General features: G+C 40.1%; 6 protein-coding genes. 3 read left to right on the top strand and 3 right to left on the bottom strand.

Features of this window, described 5'->3' with window-relative positions:
* Positions 1-164 precede the first annotated feature (164 nt).
* The 3 genes from myaer_RS14625 to myaer_RS14605 all read right to left on the bottom strand — a co-directional run bounded on the left by myaer_RS14625 (position 165) and on the right by myaer_RS14605 (position 21,466).
* Positions 165-14,330, bottom strand: coding sequence for a non-ribosomal peptide synthetase (locus myaer_RS14625; RefSeq protein ID WP_046662633.1), 14,166 nt, complete (start codon positions 14,328-14,330; stop codon positions 165-167).
* A complete protein-coding gene (locus myaer_RS21700) occupies positions 14,327-20,725 on the bottom strand; it encodes a non-ribosomal peptide synthetase (protein ID WP_201261996.1) in 6,399 nt (2,132 codons plus the stop codon). The genes myaer_RS14625 and myaer_RS21700 overlap by 4 nt, the downstream gene beginning before the upstream one ends.
* A gap of 87 nt (positions 20,726-20,812) precedes the next feature.
* Positions 20,813-21,466 carry a sulfotransferase family 2 domain-containing protein gene (locus myaer_RS14605; RefSeq protein ID WP_079206648.1) on the bottom strand — a complete coding sequence of 218 codons (654 nt, stop codon included), beginning with the start codon at positions 21,464-21,466 and terminating at the stop codon, positions 20,813-20,815.
* Positions 21,467-22,106: 640 nt separating this feature from the next.
* Between myaer_RS14605 and myaer_RS14600 the strand changes: the two genes are divergently transcribed.
* The 3 genes from myaer_RS14600 (at position 22,107) to myaer_RS14595 (ending at position 25,406) form a co-directional block, all read left to right on the top strand.
* Complete coding sequence (locus tag myaer_RS14600) at positions 22,107-24,008, top strand: ABC transporter ATP-binding protein/permease (RefSeq protein ID WP_327347165.1); 1,902 nt, start codon at positions 22,107-22,109, stop codon at positions 24,006-24,008.
* 32 nt (positions 24,009-24,040) lie between these two features.
* On the top strand, positions 24,041-24,175 hold the full coding sequence (locus myaer_RS22530; RefSeq protein WP_327347163.1) for a hypothetical protein: 135 nt from the start codon (positions 24,041-24,043) through the stop codon (positions 24,173-24,175).
* A gap of 61 nt (positions 24,176-24,236) precedes the next feature.
* Entirely contained in the window at positions 24,237-25,406 is a 1,170-nt protein-coding gene (locus myaer_RS14595; protein ID WP_046662632.1) for a DUF6014 family protein, read from the top strand.
* Positions 25,407-25,733: the final 327 nt, after the last annotated feature.

The raw sequence follows: 25,733 nt of genomic DNA, 5'->3' as shown, positions 1-25,733 counted from the left end.
TACCAATTGCCTCCAAAGTTGTTGTTAAATTAGCTCTAAATCACGAAGTTTGCCCTGAGGATGAAAAAGTCCATCAGATTGCCATTGACTAGGATCAATATTTGTCCTTTGCCGTTTTAACTGTCTTGCTAAACTATTGAAATCAGCTAAAACTTTAACTGTTTTTATAATTCACCATCCTCATAATCTTCCAAGCTTTCAGTCATAGCTGTTTCTCCCGGTGCAACGGTAAGAACTTCGATGATTTGGGCTAAATTAGCGATAGTTGGGTATTCCAGCAAATTTTGTAAAGACAATTCCACCGAGAAAAGATCGCGGGAACGGGAGATAACCTGAGTTGCTAACAAAGAATGTCCTCCCAATTCAAAGAAATTATCCTTAATTCCAATACGTTCGACTCCCAAAACTTCACTCCAAATTTGAGACATTTGAGTTTCAATCGGGGTGCGAGGTGCGAGAAATCCCGTAGCTAAATTGCGTGTAGCTGTATCGGGGGTAGGCAAAGCCTGCCGATCTACTTTACCATTAGGAGTCAAGGGTAGGGTATTAAGCAAAACAAAAGCCTGGGGAACCATATAACTAGGTAGCTTTTGTTGGACAAATTCCCGCACCTGTGGCACTAACTTCTGGACTAATTTTCCATATAGAGGATTATTCGTATAATCAGTCCAGGATTTGGGAATAATCGTCTCATCATTCCAAAAATTGGGGTATGGTTGTTGATCAACTTTACTTATTATCGGTTCTAGGATGGCATTCTGGCGACAGAAAACCACATCGAAAGAACCATCTTGACTACCTTCCCACCAACTGAGATGAACAGTGTAACCTAACTGTTCTCCCAGTTGCCACATTTGCTCAGGATTAATCCCTATTCCGGTATTTTTTGCTAACAATTGCCGCAATTCTCCCACCGTTTTTACCCCTGGAGGATTTTCTAAACAGTCTAAAATTTGTAGTGCCTTTTGTACTCGTTGATTGGGGACATCTCTGATACCTAAATATTCTGGTTGTTCCAGTTTTAGTTTATCTTGTAGTTGCCCTAAAGAAAACCGCTCCCGCTGCCAATTTAGCCAAGGAATTGTCGTTTTTTGCCCATCAGTATCCAGATGTAAAGTAACATCATAGCGGAATTGGGTTAACTCATTGTCAGCCTGACCCCGTTTCGGTGCAATTTCTACCCAAGAAATTCGCGGAAAGCGTTGTTTAAGCGCGATAAAGAACTGAGGTTCAATTAACAATTCTTCTTCGGTAGCTACACTTTGATTCACCTGTTTTTGCCATTCTTCAAGGGTTTTATTAGCTTCAGTGCGAGCTAACTGTACCGCGGCATGGTAAGGCTCTAGTAAGGACAAACTACGGATATCGCCTAAGAAAATCTTACCCCGATCTGCAATCGTCTTGACTGCTCCTGCGATAACTTGTAATAGATAGTCGACACTAGGGAAATACTGAACCACAGAGTTAATTACTACTCGATCAAAAGTAGCTTGGGGAATGCCGGTAAAATCATCGGCTGTTCGGTGTAATAATCTTACTTTGCCCTCTAAACCCTCAATTGTGCTACATAAATGTTCGAGGTTATTAATAGTAGCAGCGGAATAATCGGCTCCCCAATATTCCTGACAATGTTTCGCCACACGGAATAGCAATAATCCACTTCCGCAACCAATTTCTAACACTCGTTGTGGTGGTTGATTTCCTAAAATTCGGCTCACCGTCTGATCAACCCATTCCTGCATTTCTGCTGCGGGAATAGCTTGTCGCGTATAACTACTATTCCAACCACTAATATTAAAAGTGGGGTCATCGGTTTGAGGTTGGGGTTTACTGTAGGATTCTTCGTAAATCTTTTGCCAATCACTAACATATTCACTCTGCCATTGAGCAAGCTGTTCGGGCAATACTTGACCCTTGAGAGCCGGAACTAAGTAGGCTACCAAATTAGTATTAAGCTGATCATAATCATGATCACTTGCCTGATCAGCGCGAGCCATCACAACCGCTTCTTGTACTAGGGGATGTTGGCTCAAAACTGCTTCAATTTCCCCTAATTCAAGGCGGAAACCCCTTACTTTAACCTGATTGTCAATTCGTCCCAGATATTCAATTTTTCCATCAGGTAAATAACGAGCTAAATCTCCTGTTTTATACAAACGTTTACCTTTTAACTGTTCCTTGTTTTCTAAATAGATAAATTTCTCTGCTGTCAATTCTGGGCGATTCAAATAACCTCTGGCTACCCCTGCTCCTCCGATATGTAATTCCCCCGGTACACCGATAGGAACCGGTTGTAAATGCGAGTCTAAAATATAAACCTGCACATGAGGAATTGGCCGACCAATAGTTATTTTTGCATCAACAGGCGTACATTTAGCTACCGTTGCACAAACACTTCCTTCTGTGGGTCCATAACCATTAAAGAAACTTCGTCCCTGTGACCATTTTTTCACCAATTCAGGAGAACAAGCTTCCCCGGCGACAATAATAGTTTGCAGAGAGGAAAGATTTTCCCAAGACAGAACCGCTAAAGCTGATGGCGGTAGAGTAATATGAGTAATCTTATTCTCCCGTAATTGCTTGATTAAGGGTAAACCGGGCATTAAATTGTCTTTACTTGCTAAATAAAGTGCCGCTCCTGCTCCCAAAGCCATCAAAACTTCCCAAATACAGGCATCAAAACTAAAAGAAGCAAACTGAAGCACTCGACTCTGAGAAGACACAGCAAAAGTCTGAATTTGCGCCAGAGCTAAGTTACATAACCCTTGATGTTCAACCATCACCCCTTTAGGTTTACCCGTAGAACCAGAAGTATAAATCACATTAGCTAAATTAGAAGCTGTTACCTTCCCCGTCAAATTATCCCAGTTCATTGGTTTAATTTCTGTCCAAATTTCAGCTAAAAATACAGCTTTAGCTTGATGATTTGGGAGTTTATCAATCAGTGAACTTTGGGTTAGTAATAAGGGTACTTGACTATCCTCTAACATAAATTGTAAGCGTTCTTGAGGATATTCTGGGTCAAGGGGTAGATAGGCAGCACCGGCTTTAAGGATGCCTATTAATGCCACAATCATGTCTAAAGAGCGCTCTACACATAAACCGACTATTACCTCGGTTTCTACACCTAAAGAGCGTAAATAGTGAGCTAGTTGATTGGCCCGACTATTTAATTCTGCATAGGTCAACTGTTGATTTTCAAAGACTACTGCTACTGCATCAGGGGTACGCGCTGCTTGTTCCTCAATTAATTGATGAATACACTTGTTATAGGAGTAATCTGCTTTTGTCTCATTCCACTCCTCTAATAGTTGATACTCTTCCTCTGGGTTTAATAAGGGTAGTGAAGCTAATGATTGACGGGGATTTTCCACAATTGCCGCTAACAAAGTCGTAAAATGATTCATCATACGGACAATAGTTTCAGCATCAAATAAATCCCTGTTATAAGAGCAAAAACCGCCTAATCCTTCGGGTGCATCCCAGAGGTAAACTTCTAAGTCAACCCTAACTGAATCAAGTCCTGATGGTATCTCCTCAATGTTTACTCCGGGTAAATCCCAGGGAGAACTAGGAGCATTCTGAAGGGCAAAAACTATCTGTGTTAAAGGATTACGATCTAAATGACGCTCAATTTGTAATTTTTCGACTAACATCTCGAAGGGTAAATCTTGATGGTCGTAAGCGTTTTGAGTAGTTTGTCTGACTTGCGCGAGAAAATCTTCAAAGGTCGGGTCTTGAGATAAATTAAATCTTAACACTAAAGTATTGACAAAAAAGCCAATTAACCCTTCAATTTCGGTGCGGTTACGGTTAGCAATTGGTGAACCAATTACCACATCTGTTTGTTGACTATAACGAGATAGTAACACAGCAAAACCCGCTAGTAATGTCATAAAGAGAGTGCTACCGGACTCTTGACTGAGTTTTTTCAGTTGTTGCGTTAGTTGACTATCTAGTTGCAGTCGCTCCGTCCCACCGCGAAAACTTTGGATTGCTGGCCGGGGACGGTCTGTGGGAAGTTGGTGTAGTAGGGGAACCCCGGTTAATTGTTGCTTCCAGTAGCTTAATTGACGGTCTAATACTTCATTAGTTAACCATTGACGCTGCCACACGGCAAAGTCAGCATACTGTATTGATAAATCAGGTAAATCTGCTTTTGTACCGGTGCAGAAACTTCGATAATAGACCGATAATTCGTCAACTAAAACACCTAATGACCAACCATCCGCCGCAATATGATGAATAGCTAATAATAGTACATATTCCTCTGTCTTGACTTGCCATAATTTGACTCGTAATACTGACCCTGATTCGAGATCAAAGGGTTCGGATGCTGCTGCTAATAACAGGTTTTTTACCTGTTGCTCAGAATGACTGAGGTTTTGCAGATTAACAACTGGTAAGGTGAAGGTTACATTAGGATCGATCGCTTGTATTGGTTTGTTATCTTTGAGTTTAAATTGAGTCCGTAGGGGTTCATGGCGTTGAATAATTGCCTGGAAAGCTTTTTCTAAGGCTTTAACATTGAGATTTCCGCGCAAACGCATCGTTAAATCAATAGTATAAGCCCCACTTTCTCCTTCTAATTGATTCACAAACCAGAGACGTTCCTGGGCCCAGGATAGGGGAATGTCCTCCTCTCGATTAACGGGGACAATTGATGGTAGCTTTGACCCTAAACCTGTTTGCAGTTCTTTTAAAATTACCCCACTTAACTGAGCAATGGTTGGGGATTCAAACAGATAACGCAAGGGAACAACAATCTCAAAGGTTTCCTGTAATCGAGAAATAACTTGAGTCGCCAACAGAGAATGTCCCCCTAATTCAAAGAAATTATCCTCAATACTGACTCGTTCTAATTTCAGTACCTCAGCCCAAATCTGCGCCATTTTTTCTTCAATGGGATTACGGGGGGCTATATATTCACCTTGGCTCTGTAAATCGGGAACAGGTAAAGCACGGCGGTCGATTTTGCCATTGGGAGTTAAGGGGAAAGTATCAAGAAGGACAAACGCAGTAGGAACCATATAATCGGGTAATTTTGCTCGCAAAAATTGCCGTATTTCGTTAATTGTCAGGTGGATTTCGGGTTGCGGTACAACGTAAGCAACTAAGCGTTTATCCCCTAGATTATCTTCACGAACAATCACACAAGAAGACTGTACCGCCTCATTTTGGTTGAGTAAGGCCTCAATTTCTCCTAATTCAATACGGAAGCCGCGAAGTTTTACTTGATTGTCAATGCGTCCTAAATATTCGATTTTACCATCGGGTAAATAACGGGCTAAGTCTCCCGTTTTATATAATTTTGACGGCTCATTGCCCCCCTTATTAAGGGGGGTTGGGGGGATCACTTCATCCTTCTCAAAAGGATTAGGAATAAATTTTTCTTGGGTTAATTGGGGACGATTGAGATAACCTTTGGCTAATCCTGCGCCACCAATATGTAATTCTCCTACTACACCAATCGGGACAGGTTGGAGATTTTTATCCAGCAAATAGATTTGGGTATTGGCAATCGCTTTACCAATGGGAATAGTTGTGGCTGTAGAAGCTACGTTTTCCACTAAATACCAGGAAGAAAACGTTGTATTTTCCGTTGGACCATAGACATGAAGCAACCGTTGTGGCGCACCTTTTTCTAGTACCTCTTGTACCCATTTTGGTTCAACTGCTTCACCCCCAAATAGTAAGCAGCGTAAGCTACTAAAAGCTTGCGGAACTAAATTGGCTAACTGATTAAAAAGTGCTGTGGTTAAAAATAAGACACTAATCCGATTTTCCTTTAAGCTTAGTGCCAATTCTTGGGGTGAGAGCAAAACTGATTTAGCGATAATAACAATCTTAGCACCGTTAAGTAAAGCCCCCCAAATTTCAAAAGTAGCGGCATCAAAAGCAATATTAGACGCTTGAACAACGCGGTCATCAGGAGTAAACTGGATGTAATTAGTATTTAATACCAGTCGATTAACTGCTTGATGAGTGACGATAACACCCTTGGGTATTCCTGTAGAACCAGAAGTATAAATAACGTAGGCTAAATTATCCGCAGAAACTGTGCTGTTCAGATTCTCCGGACTTGCCTGATTAATTTGTTCCCAATCTTTGTCTAAACAGATAACAATAGTCTGATGATTTGGCAAGGAATTCTGTAAAGATTCGCAGGTTAATATTATTTTAACTTGGGTATCTTGGAGCATGAAGCTAATGCGTTCTTGGGGATAATCTGGGTCAATAGGAACATAAGCTCCACCGACTTTAAGAATAGCCAATAATCCCACAATCATGTCTAAGGAACGCTCTAGACAAATCCCCACTAATTCATCTGGTTTTACTACTAATTTTTGCAGGTAATGAGCTAATTGATTAGCACGACAATTTAATTCATTGTAGGTTAATTGTTGATCTGAACAGACCACCGCTACCGCGTCGGGTGTGCGTTTTACCTGTTCCTCAAATAATTGATGAATACACTTATACTCAGGATAGTCAACTTGAGTATTGTTCCACTCAATTAATAACTGATTAGTCTCACTTTCTGTCAGTAAGGGTAATTGGGAAATCCGCGCTTGAGGATTGGCCGCAATTCCCCCTAATAAGTTGAGAAAATGCCCAGATAATCGCTCAATAGTGCTACTCTCAAACAAATCAGTATTATATTCCCAGACACCTTTTAAGCCATCATCGGTGTTAACCATAGCTAAGGTTAAATCAAATTTAGCTGTAGTATTTTCCGGTGGCAAATCTGTCACCGTTAATCCCGTCATTCCAATCTCAGACTTAGGTGTATTTTGCAGGACAAAAGCGACTTGAAATAGGGGAGTATGGCTCAAATCCCGTTCTGGTTGCAACGCTTCGACTAACATTTCAAAGGGTAAGTCTTGGTGTGCATAAGCATCCATTGTCACTTCCCGAACCCGGGTTAATAACTGACTAAAACTCGGATTATCTGATAAATCCGTCCGCATCACTAAAGTATTAACAAAGAAGCCGATTAAACCCTCAATTTCACCGCGATTCCGGTTAGCGATGGGAGTTCCTACTAAAATATCACTTGACCCTGTATAACGATACAATAAAGCATCAAAAGCAGCCAACAGCGTCATAAATAATGTCACCCCTTGTTGGCGACTCAATTCGGTCAAAGCTTGGCTAAGTTTGGGGGAAAGGGAAAATTCTTGCTGAGTACCGACAAAGCTTTGCACCGCAGGCCGAGGGTGGTCTGTGGGAAGCGATAATAAAGGGGGTGCAGCTGTTAGTTGATTTTGCCAGTAATTTAATTGACTTTGTAGGACATCCCCTTGTAACCATTGTTTTTGCCAAACTGCAAAATCTGCATACTGAATCGGTAAAGGAGCTAAATTTGCGGGATGATTCTGCACATAAGCATTGTATAAGGTGGTCAATTCGTGAATAAATACTTCTATTGACCAACCATCACTAATAATGTGGTGCATACACACTAATAAGAGATGTTCCGTCTCCGATAGCACCACTAAAGTGATTCTGATTAAGGATTCTTTGGCTAAATCAAAGGGTTGAGTGGCTTGTTTTTGCTTTAATTGCTCTGTTTTTTCTTCTTGTTCATGGATGGGTAAATCTTGTAAATCAACGACCGATATTGTCTCCCTTGTTGTTTGAATAATCTGAGTCGGTTGTCCATCAATCGTGACAAAATTAGTCCGTAATACTTCATGGCGATCACAGATTTCTCGTAAACTTTGTTCTAAGGCCTTTTGATTGAGGTTGCCTCGGAAATGCAACACCATCGGTATATTGTATAAAGCGCTATTTGGTTGCAATTGATCTAAAAACCATAAACGCTGTTGAGCAAAAGATAGAGGTAGTTCTGTATCCTTAGTTCTCGGTAAAATCGGGGGTACTGTTAGAGTGAGATTTTGCTGCTGTAATTGTCCAATAAGATGCGCTAATTCGGCTACCGTAGCTGCTGCAAATAAACTCCGCAAAGGTAGTTCTATTTTAAATAAACTCCGAATCCGAGAAACTAATTGAGTTGCGAGGAGAGAATGGCCGCCAATTTCAAAGAAATTATCATAAATTCCCACTTGCTCTATTTTGAGTATTTCTGTCCAAATTTGCACCAACATCTCCTCAATTCCATTGCGTGGTGCTACATATTGATCCCGGCGATTTCCTATTTTATCTGGTGCGGGTAAAGCGCGACGATCTACCTTACGATTAGTAGTAAGGGGTAAAGATTCCAGAAAAACAAAAGCTTGAGGAACCATATACAGAGGCAATTTACTGGACAGAAACTGACGCAGTTCACTAATCATCGGTATGCGTTCGTAATGAGCTACTATGTAGGCGACTAAATATTTATCCCCCGGAGTATCTTCCCGAATAATCACACAAGATGTTTGTACATCAATATTTTGGTTAAGTACCGCTTCAATTTCTCCTAACTCAATACGGAATCCGCGAATTTTAACCTGATTGTCAATCCGGCCAAAACATTCAATATTACCATCGGGTAAATAACGCGCTAAATCTCCCGTTTTATACAACCGATTGAAAGCTGCATTAGCAAAGGGATTGTCAATAAATTTTTCAGCAGTCAATTCGGGACGATTCAGATAACCCCGCGCTAAACGAACACCGCATAGATGCAATTCTCCCTTAACTCCAATGGGTACAGGTTGCAGATTTTGATCTAGTATGTATGCTTTTGTGTTAGCAATAGGACGACCAATCAGCACTGAATTGATTTTCTCTGACTGATAATCTAGCAAGTCATGAACTATGGCGGTTACAGACGCTTCTGTGGGGCCATAGACATTAATACATTCAACCCGTTTCCCGACCATTTGTCGCCAAATATTGACGGTTTCTGGTAACACTGCATCCCCTCCCACGGCCACAACTCGCAGACTGGATGGTACAGTAGCTAATGATTGGGAAACGGCGATTGCCCATTCATGCCAATAGGCGGGGGTAATATTTAAAACGGTGAGGCTTTCTTGTTCGATAAAATCGGCAAAATCAGTCAAAGTTGGGAACATTTGCCCTGGTCTTAAGACCACTGTGCCACCTTTTAACCAGGTGGGGAAAATTTCTTCGGCGGCGACATCAAAACCAAAGGAAGCAAACTGTAAAACGCGATCAGATTCTGTTAAACCGAATACTTCACTAATGCCCCAACTATGATTAACTAAGGCTGCGTGAGTTAACATCACTCCTTTAGGTTTACCGGTTGAACCAGATGTATATAATAGGCATAGTAGATTTTCTGGAACCACTTCACTGAGGGGATTTTCTGGACTTTGAACCGTCAATTTTTCGGCTAATTTATCTAAGACAATTACCCCTAGATCTTCTACTGGCAAAGAATCGAGTAAACTTTCTTGAGTTAGCAGTAGAGAAATTTGGGCATCTTCTGCCATATAAGTCAACCGTTGCTGGGGATAATCTGGATCTAAAGGTATATAGGCTCCTCCAGCTTTGAGAACTGCCAATAATCCGACAATAACTAACAGCGACCGCTCTAGATAAATACCAACTAAAACTTCTGAATTTACCCCCAAAGATTGTAAATAATGGGCTAATTGATTCGCCTGGATATTTAATTCTTGATAGGTTAATTCTTGACCTTCAAAGACCACTGCTACTGCAGCTGGTGTTCGTGCTGCTTGTTCTTCAAATAAATGATGAATACACTGATGTAAAGGATATTCTTTTTCGGTGGCATTCCAGTCTTTTAATAATTCTTTTGCCTCTACTTCGGTTAATAATGGTAGTTGAAAGATTGGCTGCTGCGGGTTAACAACTAATGCTTCTAGTAGGGTGATGAAATTTCCTGTTAATCGCTCAATGGTGCTGCGATCAAATAAATCGGTATTATATTCCCATACCCCTTTTAATTCTGCACCAGTATTCTCCATCGCCAGGGTTAGATCAAATTTGGCGGTCTCATTTTCCGTGGTGAGGGGAGTGGCAGTTAAGCCTGTTAGTTCCAAGGGAGACGGAGGACTATTTTGCAGCAGAAAATCCACTTGAAATAAAGGCGCGTGACTTAAATCTCGTTCAGGTTGTAGGACTTCTACTAACATTTCAAAGGGCAAATCCTGATGAGCATAGGCATCCATTGCCATTTCCCGTACTCGACCCAATAACTGATTAAAATTGGGCTTACCTGACAAGTCAATTCGCAGAACCAAAGTATTGACAAAAAAGCCGATTAAACCTTCAAGTTCACTGCGATTACGGTTAGCAATGGGAGTACCAATTAAGATGTCTTCCTGTTCTGTATAACGGTAAAGTAAGACAGCATAAGCTGTTAACAGGGTCATAAATAAGGTGACACCCTGTTCCTGGGTTAATTGGGTCAGTTTTTCGGTTAATTCTAGGGAAAGGCTAAAGGGTAAATGTCCCCCAGCAAAACTTTGTTGATTGGGTCGAGGTCTATCTGTTGGTAAAGATAGGAGGGCCGGTGCGCCGGCTAACTGTTTTTGCCAGTAGTCTAGTTGCTGTTGCAATACCTCTCCCTGCAGCCATTGTCTTTGCCAAAGGGTAAAATCTCCATACTGGATAGATAGGGGATTTAGAGGCGAAGATAAACCCTGAATATAGGCATTATAGAGGGCGGTTAGTTCCTGAAGAAATACCCCCATTGACCAGCCATCACTGACAATGTGGTGCATACAGACTAATAAGAGATGTTCCGTTTCAGATAACACCACTAAAGTGATTCTGATTAAGGGTTCACGAGCTAAGTCAAAGGGTTGAATCGCTTGATTTTGTGCTAACTCTTGGGAGGCAATTACTTTTTCACTACCAGATAAATGCTGTAAATCAACAACCGTAACTGTCCAGTTTCGTGCTTGTACAACCTGGGTAGGGATACCATCAACGGTAATAAAGTTGGTGCGTAAAGCTTCGTGGCGATCACAAATTTCTTCTAAACTCTGGATTAAGATTTCTGAGTTTAAAGTTCCCTCTAAACGCAAGGCTAGGGGGATATTATAAAAAGAACTATTCGACTCAAATTCAGCCAAAAACCAGAGACGAGTCTGAGCAAAAGATAAGGGTAATTCTGCTGCTTTGTCCCTGGGTAAAATCGGCAGTTCAGTTAGTTGTTCTCCTTCGGAAAGCCGTTTTATTTCTTGGGACAATTCGGCGATTGTCGGTGCAACAAATAACTCGCGTAAGGGCATTTCTACCTGAAAAGCCTCACGGATGCGCGAAATTAGTTGCGTTGCTAATAATGAATGTCCACCTAACTCAAAGAAGTTGTCGTGAATTCCCACCTGTGCAACTTTTAGCACTTTTGCCCAAATCGAGGATAATATCTCCTCAATGGGGTTACGCGGCGCGATATACTGCTCTTGGCTTTGGAATTCGGGAGCCGGTAAAGCACGATGATCGATCTTACCATTGGGCGTTAAGGGTAGGGATTCCAAAATGACAAAGGCACTAGGAATCATATACTCTGGTAACTTGGCTTTCAGGAATTGCCGCAGTTCAGTAACATTAAGCGAATTTTCCTCTTTTGGGGCGGAAATAATCTCTATTTTGGGAATAATATAGGCGACTAAACGTTTCTGATTTGTCTCATCTTCTTGGGCAATAACAACAGCCGTTTTTACTGCATTGTGCTGACTAAGAACGGTTTCAATTTCTCCCAATTCAATGCGAAAACCCCGAATTTTTACTTGATTGTCAATCCGTCCTAAATACTCAATATTACCGTCGGGTAAATACCGACATAAATCTCCCGTTTTATATAATTTTGACGGCTCATTGCCCCCCTTATTAAGGGGGGTTGGGGGGATCACTTCATCCTTCTCAAAAGAATTAGGGATAAATTTCTCTTGAGTTAATTCTGGACGATTAAAATAACCCCGCGCTAATCCCATACCACCAATATGTAATTCTCCAGCTACCCCCACAGGAACAGGTTGTAAGCAAGCATCAAGAATATAAACCTGAGTATTACTGATGGGTCGCCCAATGGGAATATTGGTTATAGTTGGTGAAGTAAATTCGGAGAAAGTCGCCGCAATGGTTGCTTCTGTTGGTCCGTAAGCATTGAATAGTCGAGGAAGAGGGGAATATTGGCCTGTGATTGTTTGCCATTGCTGTACTTTTGCCGGTTGAATAGCTTCCCCACCAATGACAATTAGTTTAATCTTTGAGAGAATTGGCAGGGTATCAGGGGTTAATTCAGAGGCTAATTGATGCCAATAGGCAGTAGGAATACCCAAAACTGTTAATTGCCATTTTTGACAACATTGCCAAAAATCCTCACTAGAGCGCAACATCTCTTCTGTTCGCAATACCAAGGTCGCACCCGATAACAAACTAACAAAGATTTCTTCAACGGAAGCATCAAAGCAGATAGAGGAACATTGCAGAATTTGATCCTCTGAGGTAATACCATACTCTCGAATAGTAGTCAGTATATAGTTGACTACTGAGCGATGTTCAATCATTACCCCTTTGGGTTGACCTGTGGAGCCAGAGGTGTAGATAAGATAGGCTAAATTGTGCTGCTCAACTGCTACCAAAGGGTTAACTGTACTCTGTTTGGCAATTGTTGACCAGTCTTGGTCTAAACAGATGGTTGTTCCTTGAAATGCTGGTAATTGTTCCAGAAGTTGTGATTGAGTCAGGAGAATACTAAGTTGAGTATCTTCAAGAATATAGGTAATTCGCTCTTTTGGATAATTAATATCTAAAGGAACGTAAGCTCCCCCTGCTTTAAGTATTCCCAGGATTCCGATAATCATGTCTAGGGAACGTTCAACAAAAATCCCGACTAAACTCTCGGATTTTACCCCTAAAGATTGTAGGTAATGGGCTAACTGATTAGCCTTACAGTTTAACTCATCGTAGGTTAAAAATTCATCTTCTAGTCTAACAGCGATCGCCTGTGGATTCTGTTTTACTTGTTGTTCAAACAACTGATGCAGACATAAATCATTTTTGTAGTCAATTTTAGTCTGATTCCAATCAAATAATAACTGATTACTCTCGCTTTTTGTTAGTAAAGGTAATTGACCAATTACTTGTTCTGGATTAGCAATGATCCCAGTTAATAGGTTAACAAAATGCTCTGATAGTCGCTCAATTGTGCTTTTGTCAAACAGATCTGTATTATATTCCCAAATCGCAGTTAATCCAGCTTCTTTTACCTGTATAGATAAACTTAAGTCAAACTTAGATGTCTTAAATTCTAAAGGCTGACGAGTGGCTTTTATTCCTTCTAAATCTATGCTATCTACAATTTCATTATCTAACCCAAACATCACCTGAAACAAAGGAGTATAACTCATGTTTCTTTCAGGTTGTAGGGCCTCTACTAACATCTCAAAAGGTAAATCTTGATGGTCGTAAGCATCCGTTGCTGTTTCTCGTACCTGTTTTAATAACTCGCTAAAACTGGGATTTCTGGCTAAATCTGTTCTTAAGACTAAGGTATTGACAAAAAAGCCGATTAACCCAGCTAATTCACTACGAGTACGGTTAGCGATGGGAGTACCGACTAAAATGTCTGTTTGTCCTGTGTAACGATAGAGTAGGACCTTAAATGCGGTCAGGAGGGTCATAAATAAGGTGACACCTTTTTCCCGACTCAGCTTATTTAAGCCTTGACTAAGTTCTGGAGAAAGGATACATTTTATCCGATCTCCCTGAAAACTTTGTTGTAGAGGACGGGGATAATCCGTAGGTAGATGTAATAAAGCGGGTGCTGCTGCTAACTGTTTTTGCCAGTAATTTAACTGATTTTGTCGGATTTCTCCCTGTAAATATTCCCTTTGCCAAATTGCAAAATCTGCGTACTGGATTGGTAACTCTTGTAAAAGAGGTTCTAAACCTTTAGTATAGGCATTATAAAGGGTTGTCAATTCCTCAATAAATACCCCCATTGACCAACCATCAGAGACAATATGGTGCAGACAAATCAGCAAAAAATGTTCTGTGTCTGATAACTTAAGTAGGGTGACTCTAATTAGGGAGTCATTGGCCAAATCAAAGGGTTGATGGCTGTGAATTTCTAGCCATTTTTTTATTTCCTGCTCTTCTCGATATTTTGGGCTGTCTTTCCCATTGACAAGCGTTAATTGCCAATTACTTTCTGGTTTGATTATTTGTACAGGATTTCCCTCAATAGTGGCGAAATTTGTGCGGAGGGACTCATGGCGCTGAATAATTTCTTGTAGGCTTTTTTCGAGGACATCTACCTGGAGATTTCCTGCTAAATGCAAGGCCAGGGAAATATTATAAAAGGGACTGTTTGGTTCTAATTGATCTAAGAACCATAAACGCTGTTGGGCATAAGATAAAGGTAATTCTTCAAAATTCATTTTCTTTTTCTTGGTAAAATGGCTGGAACGATGGGAGCGGATTTTTCCTGTTTTAACTGTTCAATCCCTTGGGCTAATTCTGCTAGTGTGGCCGAGTTGAATAACTGACGTAAGGGAAGTTCAACTTTCAAGCGATTGCGTATCTGTGCTACTAATTTAGTGGCTAGTAGGGAATGTCCTCCCAACTCAAAGAAGTTATCATTTATACCCACTTTCTCGACTTTTAGCACTTCTGACCAAACAGTTACTAATATATCCTCGATCGGGTTACGCGGAGCAACATATTTTTCTGATGGTTCACTACTAGATTCTGGTGGTGGTAAAGCTCGACGATCTATTTTTCCATTAGCAGTAAGGGGTAAGGCATCTAAAATAACGAAAGCATTAGGTATCATGTAACTGGGTAATTTAGCTTTCAGAAATTGCCGTATTTCGTTAATGGTAATTATTTTTTCCGATTGTGGCACAATGTAGGCCACAAGACGCTTATCTCCTGTTGTATCATCCCTCACTATTACTACTGTTTCCCAAATCTGGGGATGAGATGCTAATAATGCTTCGATTTCCCCCAACTCAATCCGAAAACCCCGAATCTTAACTTGATTATCAATGCGTCCTAAATATTCTAATTCTCCCTTAGGTAAATAACGGGCTAAATCTCCCGTTTTATATAATTTTGACGGCTCATTGCCCCCCTTATTAAGGGGGGTTGGGGGGATCACTTCATCCTTCTCAAAAGGACTAGAAATAAACCTTTCTGTTGTTAATTCAGGACGATTGAGATAACCTTTTGTTACTCCTGCACCCCCCACATACATCTCCCCAGGTACACCAACCGGTACAAGTTGTAAATGTTGGTCTAGTAAATATACTTGTAAGTCGGGAATGGGACGACCAATCACACTAGCTGTACTATCCAAGTCGGTCATACTTAATGGTCGATAGGTGACATGAACGGTAGTTTCTGTAATTCCGTACATATTAACTAATTGGGGGCATTGGTCGCCATGGCGCTGAAACCAAGGTTGTAAGCTGTTAATTTCTAAAGCTTCTCCTCCAAAAATAACTAAACGTAAGCTTAAATCGTTATCTGTTGTCGATGAACGATCCCCCCTAACCCCCCTTGATAAGGGGGGAAAACTTCCTTTTAAGGATTCTTCAGCTTGAATTAACTGACGGAAAGCGGTAGGAGTTTGATTAAGAATTGTTACTTTTTCTTGACATAATAGCTGATAAAATGCTTCGGGGGAACGAGTTATTAAGTAGGGGACAACTACCAAGCGTCCACCATATAACAAAGCTCCCCACATTTCCCACACCGAAAAGTCAAAAGCGTAGGAATGAAATAGAGTCCAGACATCTTGACTACTAAAATTATACCAAGCATCTGTAGCGGCAAATAATCGCACGACATTGGAGTGATTGACTAACACCCCTTTCGGTTTACCTGTGGAACCGGAAGTGTAAATAACATAAGCTAAGTTATCTGGAGTGACCCTGTTTTCTAGATTGGAATGGCTGTTTTCGGCAATTTTTTCCCAGTCGGTATCTAAATAAATAATCTGCGCTTGATGTTGAGGTAGAGTTTCTCCTAGCTTTTGTTGCGTTAACAGCACTGATAATTGAGCATCTTCTAACATGAAGCTTAACCGTTCAATCGGATATTCTGGGTCAAGAGGAACATAAGCAGCACCCGCTTTTAATATCCCCAATAACCCCACAATCATCTCTAAAGAACGCTCAAGACAAATCCCCACTAATTGATCAGGTTTTACTCCCAAAGATTGCAAATAATGCGCTAACTGATTAGCTCGATGATTTAACTCATTATAGGTTAATTTTTCACCTTTAAATACTACAGCTACAGCATCAGGAGTCCGTTTTACCTGCTCTTCAAATAACTGATGAATACACTGAGTATAACTGTATGGTGTATCAGTATTATTCCATTCTAATAACAGTTGATAACGCTCTTTTTTTGTTAGTAATGGCAAGGTTCCTACCGACTCTTGCGGATTAGTAACAATTGTCTCTAATAATGTCTGAAAATGACCAGTCATGCGAGCAATTGTGTTTTGATCAAATAAATCTGTATTATATTGCCAAAATCCTTGGAGAGAGTTGCCTTCTTCTGTATTTGTTTCCCACATTTGTAAGGTGATATCAAACTTGGCGTTAACATTATCTAGAGGTAGATGCGATATTTTTAACTCAGGATTTTCTAATTCCTCCATTGCCACATTTTGTAAAACAAACATCACCTGAAACAAAGGACTGTGACTAAGACTGCGCTCTATTTGCAAAGTTTCGATAATCTGCTCAAAAGGAACGTCTTGGTTAGCATAAGCATTCGTACAAACAGAACGCACTTGTCTTAATAATTCTTCAAAACTGGGATTACCTTCTAAGCGAGTTCGCATCACTAGGGTATTGACAAAAAAGCCAATTAATCCTTCTAATTCTTGATAGTTGCGATTAGCAATCGGTGTTCCTACCAGAATATCATCTTGACCACTATAGCGGAATAATAGAGTAACATAAGCCGCCATCAACGTCATAAATAGGGTAGTTGCTGATTTGTGGCTGAGTTCTTTTAGAGATGCTGTCAGTTTGGCATCTAACTGGAAGGAAAAACATCCACCTCGGAAAGTTTGCACAGAGGGACGGGGTCTGTCCGTAGGTAATTCTAGCAAAGGAGGGGCTGCGGCTAACTGTTGTTTCCAGTAATTAATTTGGTTTTGGATGGTGATAAAACCTTGAGTTTCTCCTTGTAACCATTGCCGTTGCCAAATTGTAAAATCGGCATATTGAATCGGCAATTCTGAGAGAACAGAACCATCATCAAGCAAAAATCCTTGATATAAACTTGACAATTCTTTGAGCAATACTCCCATTGACCAACCATCACTAATAATGTGGTGCATGGTCAATAACAAAGCTGATGATTCTGATTTAAGTTGCACTAAGGTGACTCTTAGCAATATTCCCGTAGTCAGGTCAAAAGGTTGTAATTGATCCTCAGTTGCTAAAAGTTGTAATTGTTGTGACTGTTCTTGTCCTGATAATCCTTGTAGGTCCACAACCGAAATTTTCAGAGTTGCGCGGGGAGCAATTACCTGTACTGGAGTTTCTGTTACTTCCTTAAAATTAGTGCGTAGAATTTCGTGACGATGGACAATTTCGTTGAGGCTGCGTTCTAAAATTTCTATATTTATACGTCCCTGAAGATGAACCGCTTTAAACATATTGTAAAAAGGGCTGTCTGGTTCTAATTGCGCTAAAATCCATAGTCTCTGTTGAGCAAAAGAAACTGGAAAAGTCTGAGGTTCGGCGGGATTTTCTCGACTAATTTGGGGGATATTATTGTTATTTTTCGGATAGCCAAAAGACTCTGCTAGTTGCCAAGTTACATTACCTAAAAAGTCAGTGTTGTAGTAATCTTTCCATTGCTCAATGGTGTTAGGATTAATGCTTTGATGTTGATGAAATTTTACATCTCCTAGCATTCTAGATTCGGCATAAATACCGTCAGTCATGCGCTGCTTTTTCTCTTGGTAGGGTTGCAGCATATCAGGATTAAATTCTACTCCTAAAAACTGACATAAACTCTCTAGGGTTTTTTGTGGCTGCTTAACGATGTCTTCAAATTTAACTTGATACTGACGTTGGGGAGAAACTTGTTGTAAAAATTCGCAGATATTTTGATGGCTAATCAGCCAAACGAGTTCGGCAAGTTCTCGATTATTGAAAGGATTTTGATAGGGAAATATTTGCTCAATTTTAGCTTCTTCATAAGAGTTAATCATTCCTAAAGGATGACGCACCAGATGAATATATAGAGGGTTATCAAAATTTATTTCTGCTCGTTTTAGAGTTTCTAAATCTAGAGAATAGGATGGAGTTTTATCCACTAAGATTTTATCTCCCAACCATCCCTGTAGAAGACGGTAAAACTGTTTGCTAGTCAGATTTTTCTCTTCTAATTCTTCCATAATTGCGATCGCTTTTTCAGCATTACACCCCTTAATTTCCATGATGGTGCGAATTGTTCCTTCCATCCAGAAGTTGTAACGGCCAGAAAATTTCGCCTTTCTTTCCCCAAGGGTATTAAACCCTAGTAGTTCCAATTCTGGAGGTGCAAAAAGCTGTGGATTTCCTCCTAAGATAACGCGGAGTAAGGTGGAACCGCTACGATAAGGAGAAAGGATAAATATAGCTGGTGGATTTTTGCTATTGTCATCATCTATTGGGCTGCTAAGAGCAGGAATTAGGGAGCGCATTTGTAACACTTTAGCTTCAGCAATGCGCTCTTGTGGTAGGTTGTTAATTTCGGTTCTTTCTTTACCTAGTATTTTGGTAACTGCTTTTGGATAATGTTCCTCTATATATCTGGCTAATTCCTTAACAGTCTTTCTGTCAAATAAAACAATAAAGTGAATAATTTCGTTTAGTTGTGCTTGCAGTTTATTAATTAGAATTGCTCCCCGAATTGAATCACCACCAAGCTCAAAAAAATCGTCATCTCTCCCCACTCTGTCAAGTTTAAGGACTTCTGCGAATAGAGAAGCAATCACTTTTTCTAGAGGAGTACGAGAAGCAATAAATTCTGTGTCTAACTGAGTCCGTTGACGCTGGTTTTGAGAATTAATTTTTCGCAGAATTAGTTGAGCATCATATAAGTTATTTCCAATCTCTTCAAAAAACTCTGATCGGATAATTCTCTTAACTGTTTTAGATGAATTTTTAGTAGCTATTTTATGTTCATCACCGAGAGGAGTGAAATTAACTTTAGACGCAATATAACTAGGAAAATTAAATAAATATCTCTCCTCTTTTTCCTGCTGAAATTCTTGACCAACAGTCCTTAAAAAATCCCAAATTGGTTGATTTTTGGGGGTAGGTTTATAAATAAGTTTGAGTTGTTCTAACCCTTTTTGTTGAGCAATTGTACCCAAATAAGCTAACATTTTATGTTCTACACCGCGACCCAATACTCGACAACTGAGCAAAAATGTATCGACAATCAGGGATTTTTCTTGAGCAGTAAATAATAGCAAACCAACTAAACCATAATCCCCAAAACGATCTTTTACTTTAACCACTCGACAGTCTAATTCCCCTAGACCACAAAGTTTTTGAATTTGGGATTCTGAGCGTCGGATAGTTGTTAAGTTAAATTGGTTAGTACGTTGAGTAAGTTGGGCAACTCGCGTCAATTCCTCCGTTTGCATCGGGGAAATCTCTATTTCTAAGTTGAGTTGGCCGAGAAAATCCTCAAAAGAAAGGGAATATTTTTGTAAATTCTGACGCTGAATATTCTGTTGATAAAGATTAGTTCTTTGTCGGTCTTCTTGAGTGGTTTTGAGTTGATCAAAAGCCCAAATATGTTCTAAAAATTTTGGAATATGATCGCAATTTTCAGGAAGTTGTAATGTCAAAACTTCTGGACAGTTTGCTCTAACTTCCGCACACTCAACCGGATTATCATCAATAAAAATAAAGCTATCTAATCCTAGTTGTAATTCCTCCGCTAAGGACTGCAAATTCTGAGATTTTTCTTGCCAGTTAATGCGCCAATTTACTAAATGATTTTCCTTAAGCAACATATCGGGATGTCCTTCAAAAACGGCAAAGACATCCTCTGGTTGATTCTTACTACATAAACAGATTAACTTTCCTGCTGCTTGCTGTGCGATGATAAATTCTTGTAAAGCTCGAAATGGAGCATCAATTTTCACTCCCTTAACTCCATCTTCTCCACAAACCCCATGCCATAATGTATTGTCGCAGTCAAGGACAATCACTTTGTAAGGAGAGTTTATCAAGGCTAAGATTTTTCGCGCTAATATTGTCCCCAAAGCCGCAAAAAAAGCCAAGGTATAGGGAATATTTCCTAGTTCTTCTCCATAAGGATCATAATACTCTTGTACAGGATAAGTCTTGAGTAATGCTTGACTTTTAATTAGATATATGCTAGGGATATTCTGGAGATCACGGTCTAATTGTTCTTGTAATTTCTCATGTAAACTATTGAACGTTGTATCATGGGTTGGAGAGGGGGGACAGACACAGACTAAATAGGGAATTGGTGAGCGCATTGTCGCCGTTTTCAAGGCATTACCAAAGTCTCTAAGGGTTTGCTCTAAGGTCAATTCGGCCTTGTTTTTACTTCCTTCCCAGTCTTCAAACCTAACCAGAATCACATTAACCCCATTTTGATTAGTCGCTAAAAGACTAGCAGGATTGAGTAATTCTTGAAAGACTTGATTGTACTGAGCAAATTCTATTGAATAAGGAAATCCTATTTTTTTGAGCCAATATGACAGGGAATCCTCCACTGGTTCACTGGTAAATGTAGCTGTAATAACGATTTTATGATTAGCAAGGGCTTTCATTATTGGCATGGGTTACTCTGTTGGCAGCGACAATACGAAGTCTATCTGATTTTATCTTCAAACGGTTTTCCTAGTTAATCCAATATATCAAAATTTATAGCCAAATTTCTCTATATCTCTGCTAAAGGATTTTGCGATAATCTCAATAGTATCATCATCGTAATATTCACGGTAGTTGCCATGTTTTGAGGAATTAATATGAGGTAAAGTCGCATTTTTACCAAGTTTTTCACATAGGACACTGAAGTCGTTATTAAGATTTTCAAAACGGCAAATAAAATCTACTAAAATTTTACCTTCATGATCTGTAATCCAATCCAACTGAGGCATAAACATTTTAGGGCTGTCATAATAGAAAGGATCTTTATTCCCGTAGGTCAACTTAACCCACTCTTTAAATTTTATTGGTTTTGTCCTTAAATTTGTCTGATTGGTTTCAACACGATAATGAAAGTGAGAAATAACTTTGTCCCAAGGATTTCTAACACTTGTAAATTTATATACTCGCTCCCACCTTTGTTTGCCCATTTCGTCAATTTTTTCTAAAGCAGTTTTATGCTCAAAAGGTAAATTTAGAGATTTCTCAATACTTCTGCCACCTGTCTTATTAATATGAATAAAGACAACATTGCCAAAATAGCGTTGACGCAAAAGTTTAACTTGTTCACCGACATAATAGTGAATATATAGTATATCTGTAAACTCTATTTTCTGATTAGCAAAGGCTGGCATTACTGGCATGAGTTAGTCTGTTAAAGGCGACAGAAAGACAAAGTTGAGAAAAGCAAAACAAGAAGCTAAGGGTAGCAAGCAGCACAGGAGGAGCATAGCCGACCCTCGTCCCCTGAAATCATATCACAGATCACAGAGAAAAAAAACTTGTCACAGAAAACAATTTGTCATGGTCAACGAAATTCGGTAATATGTGGTAGTCTGAGAAGCGCTCACTAGCTCTAGCTATCCAAACAACGGTTACTTGTAGTAAGATAACGAGGGTTAAAAAAGCAGTAAGCTAAGATGTATTTAAATCGCTTATTCTTAGATTAGCCGAATCTCCCCCAATCCCTTTACTGTTGCCTGTTGCCTCTTGCCTCTTGCCTCATCTGAACAGGCAATTTAAATTACAAATAGCTTAGCAGGGCGATGAGAAAGCCATTTCTTTATACTGACAGATAAAGCGACTGGGGTATGTTAACACAACTCAAACACAATAACCTTAAAATTGTCGGGGAGCATTATATTTTCGCCAATTGCCTTCTACACAGGGGAGGGTTTCTCCTGAAACTAGCCCACACAGACAACCTCAGGATCAACTCCGCCAATCCAGCCAAAATCTAAAATCATTCCGGCAAAATGTCCACAACTCAAATATAAATGCTATATGTCCGCCAAAGTCCCTCAAGATCGATCGACGACTAATATTATCTCCGATGTCAGCAAATTTTGGCACAGTGTCAAGCTGATCGCTGCTCCCTATTGGTATCCTACCGAGTCGGGGGGAAGGACTTTTGCCGATGTGATTCAAGCTTGGGCAATGCTCATCCTACTAATCGGGGTAATACTAGGAGTTGTAGGATTAAATGCCTTCAATAGCTTTGTTAGTAATTACTTAGTTGATGTCATTCTTGAAAAAAGTGATTTTGATAAATTTGTCAAAACTTTGGTAGTTTTTGCGGTTGGACTGCTCTTTGTCACCCTTTTGGTTGGCTTGCTTAAATTTCTCAGGAAAAGAATCGCCCTGGATTGGTATGCTTGGCTCAACGACTGGATTCTCAACAAATATTTGCATAATCGCGCCTATTACAGAATTAATTTTAAATCCGATATCGACAACCCAGATCAGCGTTTATCCCAGGAAATTGAGCCGATTACCAGTAAAGCTCTCTCCTTTTTTGCAGTTGCCCTAGAAAATGTCCTAGATATGATCACTTTTTTAGTGATTCTCTGGTCAATTTCTTCCTCTGTCGCCATTATTTTAGTCGTTTGGACAATTCTCGGTAACGTCATTGCTATCTATTTTAACCAAGCTTTAAATAAAATTACTCAAGAAGAATTAGAACTTAAGGCTAACTATAATTATGCTCTAACTCATATTCGTAATCATGCGGAGTCGATCGCTTTCTTTGAGGGAGAAAATCAGGAATTAAATATTATTCAGCGGCGATTTAATAAACTCTTAGACAGCGCTAAACGTAAAATTGATTGGGAGAGAGGCACAGAAATTTTTAGTCGAGGCTATCAGGCGGCAATTCAAGTATTTACTTTTGTCATTTTGGGTCCCTTGTATATCAATAGTGAGGGCATTAGTTTCGGACAGGTCGGGCAAGCCTGTTTAGCGGCTAATTTGTTTGCTACGGCGCTGGCGGAATTAATTAGTGAATTTGGCACTTCGGCACAATTTAGCAGTTATGTTGAACGTCTATCGCAATTTTCCCAAGCCTTAGAAGAAGTCATTAAACAACCGGAAAATTTAAGCACGATTACAACTATCGAAGAAACCCAATTTTCCTTTGAAGATGTCACCTTGCAAACTCCCGATTATGAACAGGTAATTGTCGAAAACCTCTCCCTTTCTGTTCAGCCTGGACAAGGTTTATTAATTGTCGGTCCGAGTGGTCGGGGTAAAAGTTCTTTGCTACGCGCTATCGCCGGTTTATGGAATGCAGGAACCGGCCGATTAGTGCGTCCCCCCCTAGAAGAAGTATTGTTTCTGCCCCAACGTCCCTACATAATATTAGGAACCTTGCGAGAACAGTTACTTTATCCCAATCGCAATCAAGAAACCAATGAGATAAAATTAAGGGAAGTTTTGCAAGAAGTCAATCTCCAAAATTTACTAAATCGAGTCGATAGCTTTGATACAGAAGAGCCTTGGGAAAACATTTTGTCCCTGGGAGAACAACAACGTTTGGCTTTTGCCAGGGTCTTAATTACCCGTCCCAGTTTTACTATCCTCGATGAAGCCACAAGTGCTTTGGACTTAAACAATGAGGAAAATTTATATCGGCAATTGCAGAAAACTCACACAACTTTTATTAGTGTCGGACATCGTGAAAGTCTCTTTAACTATCATCAATGGGTTTTAGAACTCTCTAGTAATTCCCATTGGCAACTGCTTACAGTGGAGGAATATCGCCGACAAAAAGTGAAAGAAATTATTAATATTTCTGTCGATAATTCTCAAGATAGGCTCGAAGATTTAGCGAATCAGGAAACCGAGGTCAATCCTAAAATCAATTCTGCCGGGGAACCCCCCCCGAATCGCCAACGACAACAATCTTAACAGAAGTCGAAGAGGGACTTTCCCATGCACAAATGAAGGAATTAAGCGACTATTCCCTCAGTAGCATTAGAAACAAAGCCAGTCAGGGAAAATCAATTACGGCGAAAGATGGACTGACCTATCGCTATGACAAAGACCCTAAAATCTTAAAATGGCTAAGAGTTTAGCCGATGAGAGACGGGTCAAAAAACAACGTTAAACCATTACACCAACTTAGCTACCAAAAAAATGAATCAAACTCTGGTCAATCAACAACAGTTCTTCCAAGAAATCGTCCAAGATATCGAACAAAATAAAATTGCGATTGCGGCGAAAAAACTGCGTCAACAGGAAGCAGATAGCTGTGAAATTCCGGCTCAGTGGCTGTGGAAAACAGCAGAGGCTTTAGAAACCAACGACTGGAGCATTTTATCAGAAGATTTCATTAATCTGAATTTTATCGGCAAAAATGGTTATTTTCTGATGATTGCTCCCTATCGCATCAATCGTCAGGGAGAACGACAACTCACTTTGAGTGCGATTTACGGAAAAATTCACCAAAATAGTCAACCTTCTATCGAACAACTAGAAAGCTTAACTCGTGAAAAATTTGGCAGTCTAAGACAACCGATTCCCAGAAATTTATCCTTTACTGAAATTGCCAGTTGTGGCACGATTAAAGGTGAAAAGGGGGAGGCTTTTATCGTTCCCCATAGGTGGACTTTTCCCAATAGTGTTCAAGGGCCAGCTTTAAATAATGCCAGTGAGCAAAAAAGACGCTTTTCTGGCTCTAGCTACGAATGTATCCGAAAAATTTTTGAGCCAGAAACGGCCGATTTACTATTAGGACCCCTAGAGGATCAAATTAATGGTGAACGCTATCGTCATCTCGATACCCAATTCCATGAAGCGGGTCATGCTAGTGGGTTGGGATTTGACTTGAAACTCAAAAATAAACTGTTTCAAAACTATACCTATGCCGGAGTCGAGGAGTGGCGCTCAGATAGTTTAGGCTTTGAATTTGCCGATTGTGCTTTACCTGCCGAAGAAGCGGGAAAATTAGTCGCTGTTAATTTCTGCATTCGCTTTGGTTTAGATGCTCACCGTTTAGGGGGTTTAGAAAAAGATGTGGATGTCCACGCTAGTTTGATCAGCTTGGAATATCTCTTGCAGAATGATGCTATTTATCTCACAAAAAATGGTCAATTGTCCCTGCGTAATATTAGTTATCCAGGCTTACTAAAAGCGGTGGAAATACACCGAACAAAAGCTTTATCTCTAACGCGAAGGGAGTTGAATCTAAATAGTCCAACAGGTCTTTTTGCTCTGTATAAAGTAGAGATTCATCCCGCAACCCAATTAATTTTTCAGGGACTAATTGTAGAGCGATGCCGCGGAATTTGGTCAGAGTTACAATAAGTACCTAGGGTTTGCTGTTAACAGGCCCCGGGAGGGATGTTAATCAGCCATGAGCATCCCACCAAAGCCTATTGATGGCGATAGGGATTGGGGTCAACTACTCTGAGTTTCTGGCCCCAGCAAGTGCCGGCTCTGGAATATTAGTCGTTGACTCCTAAGTAGCTGTTTGCAATTAAATAGAAGATAGGTTTTGCACTCGATCCCCCCTGCCCCCCTTAATAAGGGGAGTGCCGACAGGCGGGGGTATCTTAGAGTTTTTTACGCCCATCTACTTACACATTTATTTATATATATCGCTAGATAACTAAAATGTGTTAAGCTAGGCGG

This window comes from Microcystis aeruginosa NIES-2549 (genome assembly GCF_000981785.2).
GTDB lineage: Bacteria > Cyanobacteriota > Cyanobacteriia > Cyanobacteriales > Microcystaceae > Microcystis > Microcystis aeruginosa_C.
The sequence above is the reverse complement of the archived record's forward strand: the minus strand, read 5'-3'. Positions and strand labels throughout refer to the sequence as shown.